At 65.2% G+C, this 13,042-nt stretch carries 13 protein-coding genes; 11 read left to right on the forward strand and 2 right to left on the reverse strand.

Annotated elements, in window-relative coordinates; all coding sequences use genetic code 11:
* The first annotated feature begins 1,233 nt into the window (after positions 1 to 1,233).
* From hslV to ENJ19_05665, 11 genes are all read left to right on the forward strand, one after another.
* Positions 1,234 to 1,782, forward strand: coding sequence for an ATP-dependent protease subunit HslV (hslV, locus tag ENJ19_05615; protein ID HHM05203.1), 549 nt, complete (start codon positions 1,234 to 1,236; stop codon positions 1,780 to 1,782).
* A 117-nt stretch (positions 1,783 to 1,899) separates the two neighbouring features.
* A complete protein-coding gene (gene hslU, locus ENJ19_05620; protein ID HHM05204.1) occupies positions 1,900 to 3,225 on the forward strand; it encodes an ATP-dependent protease ATPase subunit HslU in 1,326 nt (441 codons plus the stop codon).
* 146 nt (positions 3,226 to 3,371) lie between these two features.
* The gene (locus ENJ19_05625) at positions 3,372 to 3,740 is read left to right on the forward strand and encodes a DUF971 domain-containing protein (GenBank protein ID HHM05205.1); all 369 of its coding nucleotides are present in this window, start codon (positions 3,372 to 3,374) and stop codon (positions 3,738 to 3,740) included.
* A 2-nt stretch (positions 3,741 to 3,742) separates the two neighbouring features.
* Positions 3,743 to 4,492 (forward strand): bifunctional demethylmenaquinone methyltransferase/2-methoxy-6-polyprenyl-1,4-benzoquinol methylase UbiE, encoded by a 750-nt coding sequence (gene ubiE, locus ENJ19_05630; protein HHM05206.1) that lies wholly within the window; start codon positions 3,743 to 3,745, stop codon positions 4,490 to 4,492.
* Positions 4,432 to 5,127 carry a sterol-binding protein gene (locus tag ENJ19_05635; protein HHM05207.1) on the forward strand — a complete coding sequence of 232 codons (696 nt, stop codon included), beginning with the start codon at positions 4,432 to 4,434 and terminating at the stop codon, positions 5,125 to 5,127. Before ubiE ends, ENJ19_05635 begins: the two co-directional genes overlap by 61 nt.
* Before the next feature lie 155 nt (positions 5,128 to 5,282).
* Entirely contained in the window at positions 5,283 to 6,944 is a 1,662-nt protein-coding gene (gene ubiB / locus ENJ19_05640; GenBank protein ID HHM05208.1) for a ubiquinone biosynthesis regulatory protein kinase UbiB, read from the forward strand.
* 39 nt (positions 6,945 to 6,983) lie between these two features.
* Positions 6,984 to 8,291, forward strand: coding sequence for a sugar ABC transporter substrate-binding protein (locus ENJ19_05645; GenBank protein ID HHM05209.1), 1,308 nt, complete (start codon positions 6,984 to 6,986; stop codon positions 8,289 to 8,291).
* Complete coding sequence (locus tag ENJ19_05650) at positions 8,288 to 9,178, forward strand: sugar ABC transporter permease (GenBank protein HHM05210.1); 891 nt, start codon at positions 8,288 to 8,290, stop codon at positions 9,176 to 9,178. Before ENJ19_05645 ends, ENJ19_05650 begins: the two co-directional genes overlap by 4 nt.
* Positions 9,175 to 9,993, forward strand: coding sequence for a carbohydrate ABC transporter permease (locus ENJ19_05655; protein ID HHM05211.1), 819 nt, complete (start codon positions 9,175 to 9,177; stop codon positions 9,991 to 9,993). Before ENJ19_05650 ends, ENJ19_05655 begins: the two co-directional genes overlap by 4 nt.
* Before the next feature lie 5 nt (positions 9,994 to 9,998).
* On the forward strand, positions 9,999 to 11,117 hold the full coding sequence (locus tag ENJ19_05660; protein ID HHM05212.1) for an ATP-binding cassette domain-containing protein: 1,119 nt from the start codon (positions 9,999 to 10,001) through the stop codon (positions 11,115 to 11,117).
* Positions 11,089 to 11,532 (forward strand): NUDIX domain-containing protein, encoded by a 444-nt coding sequence (locus ENJ19_05665; GenBank protein ID HHM05213.1) that lies wholly within the window; start codon positions 11,089 to 11,091, stop codon positions 11,530 to 11,532. Before ENJ19_05660 ends, ENJ19_05665 begins: the two co-directional genes overlap by 29 nt.
* Positions 11,533 to 11,564: 32 nt before the next feature.
* Here the strand turns inward: ENJ19_05665 and ENJ19_05670 are convergent, their stop codons facing one another.
* Together ENJ19_05670 and ENJ19_05675 are read right to left on the reverse strand one after the other, a co-directional pair.
* On the reverse strand, positions 11,565 to 11,909 hold the full coding sequence (locus ENJ19_05670; GenBank protein HHM05214.1) for a DUF1820 family protein: 345 nt from the start codon (positions 11,907 to 11,909) through the stop codon (positions 11,565 to 11,567).
* Between the two features lie 180 nt (positions 11,910 to 12,089).
* Positions 12,090 to 12,968, reverse strand: coding sequence for a fructosamine kinase family protein (locus tag ENJ19_05675; GenBank protein HHM05215.1), 879 nt, complete (start codon positions 12,966 to 12,968; stop codon positions 12,090 to 12,092).
* Positions 12,969 to 13,042 lie beyond the last annotated feature (74 nt).

The raw sequence follows: 13,042 nt of genomic DNA on the forward strand, positions 1-13,042 counted from the left end.
GAAAGAGCGACGCCTGGACCGCGCCTGGCGTCGGCGCGCTGGCAGATACCGAAGACAATGTGCTGGGCCTGGCCTTGAGCTACGACTCCACCCACTTCCCACCCCTGGCCATCAGCCGCGCCGAGGGGCGCAATATCACCCTGGTAGCGGAAGACAGCGAGGTGCTGGGGGGGGATTACACTGGCGCCGTCTATACTCTGGACTGGCGCGAATTTGTTCCCCTGGGTCAGCGCCACACCCTGGCACTGCGGGGCGTGGCCGGCTGGGGCACGGCGGCGCCCCGGCCCTTTCGCCTGGGCGGCAGCGACAGCGCCCGGGGCACCGCCGTGGTGCCCAACGCCGCGGCTGCGGCCCTGCAGCCGTCACCGTTCAATCAGAGGACCTATGCCCTGCGGGGTTATCCCGAGGGCCTACCCCGGCTCAGCGGCCGCCGCCTGGCCCTGGCAAGCGGGGAGTGGCGCTTTCCGCTCAGCCTGATCGAACGGGGAATCATGGCACCCCCCATGGGCCTGGAGCAACTGTCCGGCAAGCTGTTCGTGGACAGCGGCGCCACCTGGGATGGAGACGGCGGCCCCGAGGGCTGGGCCACCGGCGCCGGGGTGGAGCTGGTGGCCGATGCCAATGTGTTCTATCTGCTCAATTTCCGGCTGCGCCTGGGCTACGCCCACGGCTTCGACTCCGGGGGCGGCAACCACCTCTACCTGCGCCTGGGGGCCTCTTTTTAGTTATTGACTCGGCCATCAAACAACCCGCCCTGAGCTGTTTGATGGTCACCCGCCAAGTGCGTTGCCACCTTCATTTTCGCCATCTCCCGGCAGACGATGTCCCAGATAAACCCCATCAGCTCACGGGCGAGGCCACGCATACCAGCCTGGTGTTCCAGCCGGCCCGGGTGAGCTTGCGGCAGCGTCCGCACTGGTGTTTGATCTTCCCCAGTACCCGGGCTCATCCCGCCCAAACCCGGCCACCGCCACGGCGATCGTCGCCTGGGGCACGCCCGGCCCCACATGCGCGGCGTACCGCTGTCCCGGGTCCGACGGCCGGACCAAGCCCACGGCCGCTACTGTCTCTATCCGTACCTCTTTTACGTTAAACTCTGCCGTGACCTGTCCTCCTCAATGTGACTCTGTGTCGGGACTGATTTCCCGTCCCCAACATAAGCCACGCACGTTGAAGTTGGGCAGGCCAGAACATAGTGTCTAAAATAACGCTCTTTTGAGCGGATGCAGGCCAGTGGAACAATTTCGAGGCACAACAATTTTATCGGTACGCCGTGGCCGCCACGTGGTGGTGGGCGGTGACGGTCAGGTGTCGCTGGGGTCCACGGTGATGAAGGGCAATGCCCGCAAGGTGCGCCGGCTGTACAACGAGCGGGTGCTGGCGGGCTTCGCCGGGGGCACGGCGGACGCCTTTACCCTGTTCGAGCGCTTCGAGGGCAAGCTGGAGAAGCACTCCGGCAATCTGGTGCGCTCCGCCGTGGAGCTGGCCAAGGACTGGCGCACGGACCGCATGCTGCGGCGCCTGGAAGCCATGCTGGTGGTGGCCGACAGCGAGACCTCGCTGATGATTTCCGGCAACGGCGATGTGGTGGAACCCGAGCACGAGTTGATGGCCATCGGCTCCGGCGGGGCCTACGCCCAGGCAGCCGCCAGGGCCTTGATGATGAATACCGAGCTGGATGCACGCTCCATTGTGGAACAAGCCTTGGGGATCGCCGCGGATATTTGCGTCTACACCAACCACAATCTGACCATTGAGGAACTGGGAACGGCGGCGGAATAATCCTGTTCCCGGATTCCGCCGCGCCGCATCCGGGCGACATTGAAATAAAGTCGCCTTCTCCCATTCTTTGAGGAGCGGGGGACTGTTTGTTTGCGGCTTACGAGGAATGCTTTGTCTATGTCCATGACACCCCGAGAAATCGTCCAGGAGCTGGACAAACACATCGTCGGCCAGGCGGCCGCCAAGCGGGCGGTGGCCATTGCCCTGCGCAACCGCTGGCGCCGTGCCCAGCTGGATGAGGCCCTGCGGGCCGAGGTCACGCCGAAGAACATTCTGATGATCGGCCCCACCGGGGTGGGCAAGACGGAAATCGCCCGCCGCCTGGCCAAGCTGGCCAATGCGCCTTTCATCAAGGTGGAAGCCACCAAATTCACCGAGGTGGGCTATGTGGGCCGGGATGTGGAAGCCATCATCCGCGACCTGGTGGAAATCTCCATCAAGCTCACCCGCGAGCAGGAAATGAAAAAAGTCCGCCACCGGGCGGAGGACGCAGCCGAAGAACGGGTGCTGGACGCCCTGCTGCCTCCCGCACGGGGGGGCACCAATATCCAGCAGCCGGCGGAGGCCTCGGGCACGCGGCAGGTATTCCGCAAGAAGCTGCGCCAGGGCGAGCTGGACGACAAGGAAATCGAGGTGGAAGTGAGCGCCGCGCCGGTGGGGGTGGAAATCATGACACCGCCCGGTATGGAGGAAATGACCAGCCAGCTGCAGGGCATGTTCCAGAACCTCTCCGGCGGGCGCACCAAGCGCAAGCGCATGCGGGTGGGGGAAGCGATCAAGCTGCTCACCGACGACGAGGCGGCCAAGCTGGTCAATGAGGAAGACATCAAAGCCCGCGCCCTGGAAAACGTGGAACAAAACGGCATCGTCTTCCTCGATGAAATCGACAAAATCACCCGCCGCTCCGATGCCGGCGGCCCGGACGTGTCGCGCGAAGGGGTGCAGCGGGATTTGCTGCCGCTGGTGGAAGGCTCCACCGTATCCACCAAGCACGGCATGGTGAAAACCGATCACATCTTGTTCATCGCCTCCGGCGCCTTTCATTTGTCCCGGCCCTCGGATCTGGTGCCGGAGCTGCAGGGGCGTTTGCCCATCCGGGTGGAGCTGAACGCGCTGACCGTGGACGACTTCGTGCGCATACTCACCGAACCTGATGCCTCACTCACCGAGCAATACACGGCGCTGCTGGGCACAGAGGGGATGAACGTGACCTTCACCGAAGACGGTTTGAAACGCATCGCCGAGATCGCCTGGTCGGTCAATGAACGCACGGAAAACATCGGCGCGCGGCGCTTGCATACCGTCATGGAACGCTTGCTGGAAGAAGTGTCCTTTGACGCCGCCGACCGCTCCGGTGAAACCTTGTCCATCGACGCCGCCTTCGTCGATCAACAGCTCAAAGTCTTGGCGCAAGATGAAGACATGAGCCGGTATATTTTGTGACCGTGATCTATTCTTCTCTCCCCCTCTTAAGGGGGTGGGTGAGGGAAGGGGTGGAAAACCCAAGGCCGGCACAGCGTTCCATGTGCCCACCCCCATCCCAAGCTTCCCCCCAAAAGGGGGAAGAACACAGACTGCGAAAACTATTGATGAGCAACGCCACACCCACCGACATCCGCCTGCACCGCGCCTCGCGCGTGCTGGAAGTCGTCTTCGACGACGGCGCCCGGTTCAAGCTGCCGTGCGAATACTTGCGGGTGTACTCCCCCTCCGCCGAGGTGCAGGGTCACGGCCCCGGCCAGGAGGTGCTGCAGATCGGCAAAGAAGAGGTGAACATCACCGCTATCGAACCCATCGGCCAATACGCCGTGAAGCTGCATTTCAGTGACGGCCACAACAGCGGCCTTTACACCTGGGCCTGGTTGTACAAACTTGGCGCCGGGTACGATGAGTTGTGGCCTGCGTATTTAAACCAACTGGCCGCCTCCGGTTATCAGCGCAAGGAACCCGGCACGTGAGCGTGGAAGAAAAACCCCGCACCACCCACTTCGGCTACGAAGAAGTGCCGGTGGAAGAAAAAGCCCGCAAAGTGGGCGCCGTGTTTGATTCAGTCGCGGACCGCTACGATGTAATGAACGACTTGATGTCTTTGGGCATTCATCGCTGGTGGAAGCGGTTCACCATCGAGCTCAGCGGCGTGCACACCGGGCAACAGGTGTTGGACGTGGCCGCCGGCACCGGCGATCTCAGCGCCGAATTCGCCCGGCGCGTGGGAGACAGCGGCCTGGTGGTGGCCACCGACATCAACGGCGCCATGCTGGGGCGAGGCCGCGAACGGCTGACCGACAAGGGCCTGGTGGGCAACATCGGCTACGTACAGGCCAATGCCCAGTACCTGCCCTTCGCCGACGCCAGCTTCGATTGTGTCAGCATCGCCTTCGGCCTGCGCAACGTCACCGACATTCCCATGGCCCTCAGCAGCATGCACCGCGTGCTCAAACCGGGGGGCCGTTTGATCGTGCTCGAATTCTCCAAACCGGCGCTGCCGGGTCTGGGTCCGTTATACGACGCGTATTCCAAACTGCTGCCCGGCCTGGGCAAGGTGGTGACGGGAGATGCCGACAGCTACCGCTATCTGGTCGAATCCATCCGCATGCACCCGGATCAAAACACCCTCAAGGGCATGGTGGAGGCGGCTGGCTTTGGCCAGTGCGATTATTACAACCTGAGCGGCGGCGTAGTGGCCCTGCACCGGGGTTACAAATTGTGAGCGAGGCGCTCAAGCTTCCCACACTGGCCCTGGCCGGCATCGAAGCGGCGCTGAACCGCTGTCTGCTGCTGGACCCGTCTGTGGCACCCCGCCTGGCCGCTGTGGCGGGCAAAGTCATCGCCGTGGAACTGCGCGGCCTCAATCTCGTGTTCTATCTCGCACCCGGTCCCGGCGGCATCCAATTGCTGTCGGACTTTGAGGGCGCGCCGCACGCCACACTACGCGGCACCCCCCTGTCCATGGCGCGATTGGGTTTGGGCGGCGGGCAACGCGGTCCGCTGCTTGCGGGTGATGTGGAAATTCTCGGCGATCTTGAACTCGGCCAGACCATGGAAGACGTCCTCAGGGAGGTGAACATCGACTGGGAGGAACAACTCTCCCGCATCGTGGGCGATGTGACGGCCCATCAAGTGGGCAATTTCGTTCGCGGCGTGCTCTCTTGGGGAAAGCAGGCGGCAGACAGCCTGGGACAGGACGTGGCGGAGTACCTGCAGGAAGAAACCCGCGCCCTGCCGGAGCGGCGGGAAGTGGAGGAATTCCTCGCCTTGGTGGACCGGCTGCGGGCGGATAGTGATCGCCTGGCGGCGCGGGTGCAGCGTTTGCGTAACACTCTGGCTGCGCGCGCGCAGAACTGAGCGCGGCGGGAAATCCGTTGGTAGGGACGGTGCCGACTGTCAACCCCCCTTTTCAAGGAGGGGAATCAAGACGGCGTGATGCACCTTGTGCGAGTAACACTTTTGTCGCCGGTTAAAGCGCCGGTGAGCGGTCCAACAAGGAGAACAAGCCGTTGATTTTCGTCCGCCCCCGCCAGTTCTGGCGTCTGTTGCACATCAACCGCGTGCTGGTGCGCCACCGCCTGGACGAAATCGTGCTCGCCGCCCACTTGTTTCGCCCCGTCCGTTTTCTGCTGGTGCTCCTGCCGTGGAACTGGCTGCGCCGGCCCGAGGGCGGGCGGGGCGTACGCATCCGCCGCGCGCTGGAGGATTTGGGACCGATCTTTGTCAAATTCGGCCAGATGCTGTCCACCCGGCCCGACTTGCTGCCCGAGGACATCGCACTCGAACTGGCCCGCCTGCAAGACCAAGTACCGCCCTTTCCGGGCCGGGACGCCCGCGCCATCGTGGAAAAAGCGCTGGGCGAATCCACCGACCGCGTGTTTGCGGCGTTCGATGAAACGCCGCTGGCCTCCGCCTCCATCGCCCAAGTGCACGCGGCGCGTTTGCACGATGGCCGCGACGTGGTGGTCAAAGTGGTGCGGCCCGGCATCCGCGCCACCATCGAGCGCGATTTGAGCCTGCTTTACATCGTCGCCGAACTGGCCCAGCGCTACTGGCCCGAGGGACGCCGCCTGCGGCCCGTGGAAGTGGTGAACGAATACGAAAAAACGATCCTCGACGAGCTGGACCTGCTGCGCGAAGCGGCCAACGCCTCGCAGCTCCGCCGCAATTTTCTGAACTCCCCCCTGCTCTACGTGCCCGAGGTGCACTGGCCCCTGAGCCGCCGCGAGGTGATGGTGATGGAGCGCATCAGCGGCATTCCCATCGGCGACATCCAGACCCTGCGAAAACAAAACGTGGACCTCAAGCTGCTGGCCGACCGGGGCGTGGAAATCTTTTTCACCCAGGTGTTCGTGCACCGTTTTTTCCATGCCGACATGCACCCCGGCAATATTTTCGCCTCCCCGCAAGGCCAGTACATCGCCGTGGACTTCGGCATCATGGGCACCCTGCATCCCATGGATCAGCGGTATCTGGCGGAAAATTTCGTTGCGTTCTTCAACCGCGATTACCGCCGCGTGGCCGAGCTGCATGTGCAATCGGGCTGGGTGCCGCCCAGCACCCGGGTGGACGAATTCGAGTCCGCCATCCGCACCGTGTGCGAGCCTATTTTCGAGCGGCCGCTGAAGGAAATCTCCTTCGGCCAGTTGCTGCTGCGCCTGTTTCAGACCGCCCGCCGCTTCAATATGGAGGTGCAGCCGCAACTGGTGCTGCTGCAAAAAACCCTGCTCAACATCGAGGGCCTGGGACGCGAGCTTTATCCCGAACTGGATTTGTGGAAAACCGCCAAGCCTTTTCTCGAACGCTGGATGAACGAGCAGCTGGGACCCAGAGCCTTCGCCCGCGGCGTCAAAGAAAACGCCCCGCGCTGGGCGGAACATCTGCCGGAAATCCCCACCCTGGCCTATGAGGTGCTCAAACGGGCCGATGCCGGCCAGCTGCAGGTCGTCAGCCGCAGTCCGGAACTGGAGTCCCTGCGGCGCACCGTGCGCCAGGGCCATCAACGCCTGTTCCTGGCCATCGTGGGCAGCAGCCTCATCGTGGGCGCCGCCCTCCTCACCGGTCTGGACGGCTTCGCCCCGCGCATGCTGGGCCCGGCGCCGCTGGCGGCCTGGGCCCTGGGGGGCTGCGGGCTGTTGTTGCTGATGCTGGCCTGGCCGCGGCGCATCGATTAAACAATAACCCGGCGCGTCGGGCCGGGCAAAGGAGAGGCCATGAACAAGGCAGGCCACATCGTCGCCTGGGCCACCCTGACGTTGCTGTTGGCGCCGGGCCTGCCCGGCTGTGGCAAATCCGACGAACCGCCACCGGCCAAGGGGCCCGCCCCGGCGGCCCTCACCGTCTGGGCCCACGCCGGCCAGGAGACAGAACGCGCCACCCTGCAGGCCCAGGTGGCGCGTTTCCAGGAGGCACGGCCGGATCTGGCGCTGCGTCTCAGCTTCCTGCCCGAGCGCACCTACAACGCCCAGATTCAGGCCGCGGCCCTGGCGGGGGAACTGCCCGACGTGCTGGAGCTGGACGGGCCCTACGTGGCCAACTACGCCTGGCAGGGTCACATCGCCCCCCTGGACGGGCTGTTGCCCGCGACGCTGGTGGCGGACCTGCTGCCCAGCCTCCAGGCCCAGGGGCGCTACGCCGGACGGCTCTACGCAGTGGGGGTGTTCGATTCCGGACTCGGCCTCTACGGCCGCCGCAGCGCCCTGGAAGAAGCGGGGCTGCGCCTGCCCGCCGGGGCGGAGGAGGCTTGGTCAGCGGCCGAATTCGACGCCGTTCTCGCGGCCCTGGCGGCGCGGGATACCGACGGTGCGGTGCTGGATCTCAAACTCAATTACGGCGGCGAGTGGTACACCTACGCCTTCTCACCGCTGCTGGTCTCCGCCGGGGCCGATCTCATCGACCGCCGCGATTACCGCCACGCCCGCGGGGTACTGGACAGCCCGGCGGCGGTGGCGACGCTGCGCCGCGTGCAGGGCTGGCTCAACGGGGCTTACGTGGATCCCAACGTGGACGACGCTGCCTTCACCAGCGGCCGGGTGGCCCTGTCCTGGGCGGGACACTGGGAATACCGCCGCTACCGGGAGGCGGCGGGGGCGGATCTGGTGGTACTGCCGCTGCCTGATTTCGGCCACGGCAGCCGCACCGGCCAGGGTTCCTGGGCCTGGGCCGTGCGCCGGGACAGCGCCCGGGCCCGGGAGGCCGCAGCCTTTTTGCAGTTCCTGCTGCGGCCGGAAGAAGTGCTGGCCATGACCGCGGCCAACAGCGCCGTGCCCGGCACCCGCACCGCCCTGAGCCGCTCGCCGCGGTATGGCGAGGGCGGACCGCTGCGCCTGTTCGCCCGCCAGTTGCTGGCAGGTCAGGCCGTGCCGCGCCCGCCCACCCCGGCCTATCCGGCCATTACCAGCGCCTTTCAGCAGGCTTTTGTGGACATCCGCAACGGCGCCGACGCGGCTGCCGCCCTCGGCCGGGCGGCAGCCCTGATTGACCGCGACATCGCCGACAACCGGGGCTATCCGCCGCCATGAGCCGCCGCCGCGAGGCCCTGGCCGCATATCTGCTCTGCGCCCCGGCCCTGGGGGGCCTGGCGGTGTTCGTGGCCGGGCCCTTCCTGCTGGCGGTGGGGCTGGCTTTCACCAACGCCCGCCTGGGCTCACCGTTGCCCCTGGAATGGGTGGGCTGGACCCAGTTCCGCCGCCTGCTCGAAGACCCTGTCTTTGTCCGCGCCCTCACCAACAACGCGCTGTTCGCGGCGGTGGTGGTGCCGCTGCAGACGGCCCTGGCCCTCGCGCTGGCCTTGCTGCTCAATCAGCCCTTGCGGGGGCGGGTGCTGTTTCGCACCCTGTTCTTTTTGCCGGTGGTGTTTCCCATGTCGCTGGTGGCGGTGGTGTGGATCCTGATCTACGCCCCCGGCCCCAATGGCATGTTGAACGCCTTTATGGGCGCCGTGACACTGGGGGCCTGGACACCGCGGGATTTTCTCCATGATCCCGACTGGGCCTTGCCCGCCATTATGCTGACCTCCATCTGGCAGGGGGTGGGCTTTCAGATGGTGATCGTGCTGGCAGGCTTGCAGGCCATCCCCGAGGAGCGCTACGAGGCGGCGGCCCTGGACGGAGCCGGGCGCCGGGCCCAGTTCCGGCACGTGACCCTGCCGGGGCTGCGCAACACCTTGATCTTCGTAATGCTGGTGACCACCATTTTGGCCTTCCGGCTGTTCGATCAGGTGCAGATCATGACCCAGGGCGGGCCCCGGTACGCCACCACCACAGTGATGTACGAGGCGGTGCAGGCGGCCTTCTCCCGCCAGCAGGTGGCCCTGGGCGCCGCCATGAGCGTGGTGTTCTTCCTCATCGTGCTGGCCGTCACCGGGGTACAGCGCCACTTGGTGCGGCAGGAGCGGGCACTGGAATGAAGCGGCTGGCGTTTTATCTGCTGCTGGCGGCGGGGGCGGTGCTGTCCGTCGCCCCCATCGCCATGATGGTGGCCGGCAGTCTGAAACCCGATGAACGGGTGCTGGTGGAGGCGGGCAGCCTCAAGGCCTTTCTGCCCGCACCTCTCACCTTCGAAAATTACCTTGATGTATTCCGGCGGGTGGATTTTTTGCGCTATTTCTTCAACAGCGCCGTCATCAGCGGCAGCATCGTCGCTGCCGGGCTGGTGGTGAACGCCCTGGCCGGTTACGCCTTCGCCCGCCTCACCTGGCCCGGCCGCGACGCCTTGTTCGCCCTGGTGCTGGCCCTGTTGATCATCCCCTTCGAGGCCATCGCCGTGCCCTTGTTCTACCAAGTCACCCTGTGGGGCTGGCGCGACACCTACCTCGTGCAGATCCTGCCCTTCGTGGCCAACGCCTTCTCCGTCTATCTTTTCTACAGCTTCTTCCTGGACCTGCCCAAGGAGTTGGACGAGGCCGCCCGCCTGGACGGCGCCGGGCCCCTGGCCACCTTCTTCTTCGTCATTGCCCCCAACGCCAGACCGGTATTCGCCACCGTGGCGGTGCTCAGCTTCCTTATGCAATGGGGGGTGTTCCTGTGGCCCTTGCTGGTCACCAGCGGCGAGGCGGTACGCCCCTTGCCGTTGGGTATCGCCATGTTCTACACCCTGCCACCCCTGGCCTGGGGCGACATTCTGGCCTTCGGGGTGATGATGGTGAGCCCGGTGCTGGTGGTGTTCGTGCTGTTCCAGCGCTGGTTCGTGCGCGGCGTGGCGGCCACGGGCATCAAAGGCTGAAGGCGGTGGCGGCCATCGCATTGCAGAAGGTGAGCAAGCGCTTTCCCGACGGCACCTGGGCCGTGCGGGAGCTTTCCCTGGAGGTGGCGGACGGCGAATTTCTGGTGCTGCTGGGACCCTCCGGTTGCGGCAAATCCACCGCGCTGCGCCTGCTGGCCGGGCTGGAGACACCCAGCGCCGGCGCCATCCTCATCGACGGCCGCCGCGTCGACGCGCTGCCGCCCCAGCGCCGCAATCTGGCCATGGTGTTCCAGAACTATGCTCTCTATCCTCACATGAGCGTACGCGACAACCTGCGTTTTCCCCTGCGCATGCGGAAACTGCCCAAGGCCGAACAACAGGCGCGGGTGGCACACACCGCCGCATTGCTGGGCCTGAGCGGACTGTTGGCGCGGCGCCCCGCCGAACTCTCCGGCGGCCAGCGCCAGCGGGTGGCCATGGGCCGGGCCCTGGTGCGCGATCCCGTAGCCTTTTTGATGGACGAGCCCCTGTCCAATCTGGACGCCAAGCTGCGGGTGCGCATCCGCGCCGAGATTGCCGCCTTGCAGCAGCGCCTGGGCGTCACCACCCTCTACGTCACCCACGACCAGGTGGAGGCCATGACCCTGGGCCAGCGGGTGGCGGTATTGCGCGCCGGCGTGCTGCAACAACTGGGTCCGCCCGACGACGTCTACCGCCGCCCCGCCAACACCTTCGTCGCCGGCTTCCTGGGCAGCCCGCCCATGAACCTCTTTCACCCCGTCCTGGCACGGGCGGAGGCGGGCTGGGTGCTGCGCTGGGGCGAGCGCCGCCTGCCCCTGCCGCGACTGCCGCCGGACCTGACGGCGGGAAGCGGACTGGTGCTGGGCCTGCGGCCGGAGGCCTTCGTGACGGGTGAGGCCCCGGCCCGGGTAAGCGTGGAAGTGGCCACCGTGGAATCCTTGGGTTTCGAGAAAATCGTCTATTTCCCCGCCCCCTTCGCCCCGTACACACCGGAAGAGGAAGCGGCCACGGGCACCGAGGCCGTGTTCGCCACACGCCTGCCCGGGCCCGCCACCGTCCGCCCCGGCGAACGCCTGGAGCTGGGGCTCAGGCTGGACGAGGCCCATTGGTTCGATGCCGGGGGGCAGCGTCTTGAATGCTGAGGACCGCACCCTGTCGGCCGGGGTGGTGGTACTCCGCGGCCACGGCCCCGCGCGGCGCTACCTGCTACTGCGTGCCTATCGCCACTGGGACTTCCCCAAGGGCTTGGTGGAAGCCCACGAAGCCCCCTTACAGGGGGCGCTACGGGAAGTCCAAGAGGAAACGGGGCTCACCGACTTGGTGTTCACCTGGGGCCACGATTACATCGAAACGGGCCCTTATGGCCGCGGTAAAGTGGCCCGCTACTACCTGGCCGAAGCGCCGCGGGGCGAGGTCCGTCTCCCCGTCAACCCGAAACTGGGCCGTCCCGAGCATCACGAATTTCGCTGGGTCTCGCCAGCCGAAGCCAGAACGCTGCTGGGCGGCCGCCTCCAGCCCGTACTGGACTGGGCCGAGGCCCGCATGCACAGCGGCTGAACCGCTGCACCCTGCCGCCGCGTCAGGCAGCTTTACTTGTTGTCGCCGGAAGGCGGGGTAAAGAAGGGCGAAGGGAAAGGGGTGACGTTACTGCTTCTGCCGCCCGCGGGGTGAATTTTGTTGGCGCCCTCGCGCGCCACTTCGTCGATGCGGACGATGGCACCCAGGGGAATGCAGGTGCGTTTGACGCCGGCGAATTCGGCTTTCAGGCGTTCTTCGCTGGGATCCACCAGCACGCCGGACTTCTCGCCGAAGATCAAGTCCTCCAGTTCCACAAAGCCCAGTATGGGGGCCTGGTGCACCTGCCGGGCATGAACTTCGTAAAGCTTGTCTTGATTGTAAAAAATGACTTTGAAAATCTGGTTCTTCTCTGGCATGTGATGACAGCCTCTATATTACAGGATGTTGAAAAAAGCCCTCCTGGCCTTTTTCAACGCCGGCTGCCGCCAAGGCCTTGGCGGCGGCCTCACATTTTCAATGACTTATCGTCATTGAACATGACAGTGCAGCTATACACCGCACACAGCTTGTTGAACAACGGCGCATTTCAACAACTGTCAAGTCATCTCGCTCAGCAGCCGCGCCAGCATGTTTTCGGCCTGGGAACGATAACCGCCGCCGAACAGATTAAGATGATTGAGGACGTGATAGAGGTTGTACAACGTCTTGCGTACGCTGTAGCCGGCATCCAGGGGATAGGCCGCACGGTAGGCGGCATAAAAATCCGGGGCAAAGCCGCCGAACAACTCTGTCATGGCCAGGTCCGTTTCGCGGTCACCGTAGTAGACAGCGGGATCGAAAACGGCCGGTCCGGCGGCAGTGAAGGCGTAATTGCCGGACCACAGATCGCCGTGCAACAAAGACGCCGGCGGGCTGTAGCCGCGGAACCAGGCCGGCAGGGCAGCAAGGCACCGTTCCCCCAGTCGCTGCAGATTACCACCATAACCCTTGCCGGCCGCCAGATCCAACTGCCACTTCAGGCGGTGGCGCGACCAAAAAGTAACCCAGTCATCCTCCTCGGTATTGATTTGGGGCGTGGCGCCGATGGTGTTGTCCCGGTGCCAGCCATAGCGGGTCCGGGTGTGGCGGTGCATGGCGGCCAGGCGCTCCCCCAACTCGGCATCGCCACCGGAACGGCCGGTGAAGTCCAGATAGTCCAGGGCAATAAAGGCCTCACGGCCGCTCACCCCCCAGCACCAGGGACGGGGCACCCGCACGGTGCCACTTTGGATAATGGCCTCAAGGCCTTCGGCTTCCGCGGCGAACATGTCCACGGCGGCAGCGTCGTTGAGCTTGACGAAGTAACGCCGCCGCCCATCGCCGATAACGTAGGCGCGATTGATGCAGCCGCCGCTTACGGGGCGCTGCTCACGCGGCGTGAAGGCGGTGCGGGTGGCTTCAGACAGTTGCCGGGCGATGTCAGTCCACTCTGGCATGAATAGAGGACGCTTGATAAACAAGACCCCGCTCAGTTGCGGGGTCTCACATTCTAAGACAAGCCGGCCCGGAG

It is taken from the genome of Gammaproteobacteria bacterium (genome assembly GCA_011375345.1).
GTDB lineage: Bacteria > Pseudomonadota > Gammaproteobacteria > DRLM01 > DRLM01 > DRLM01.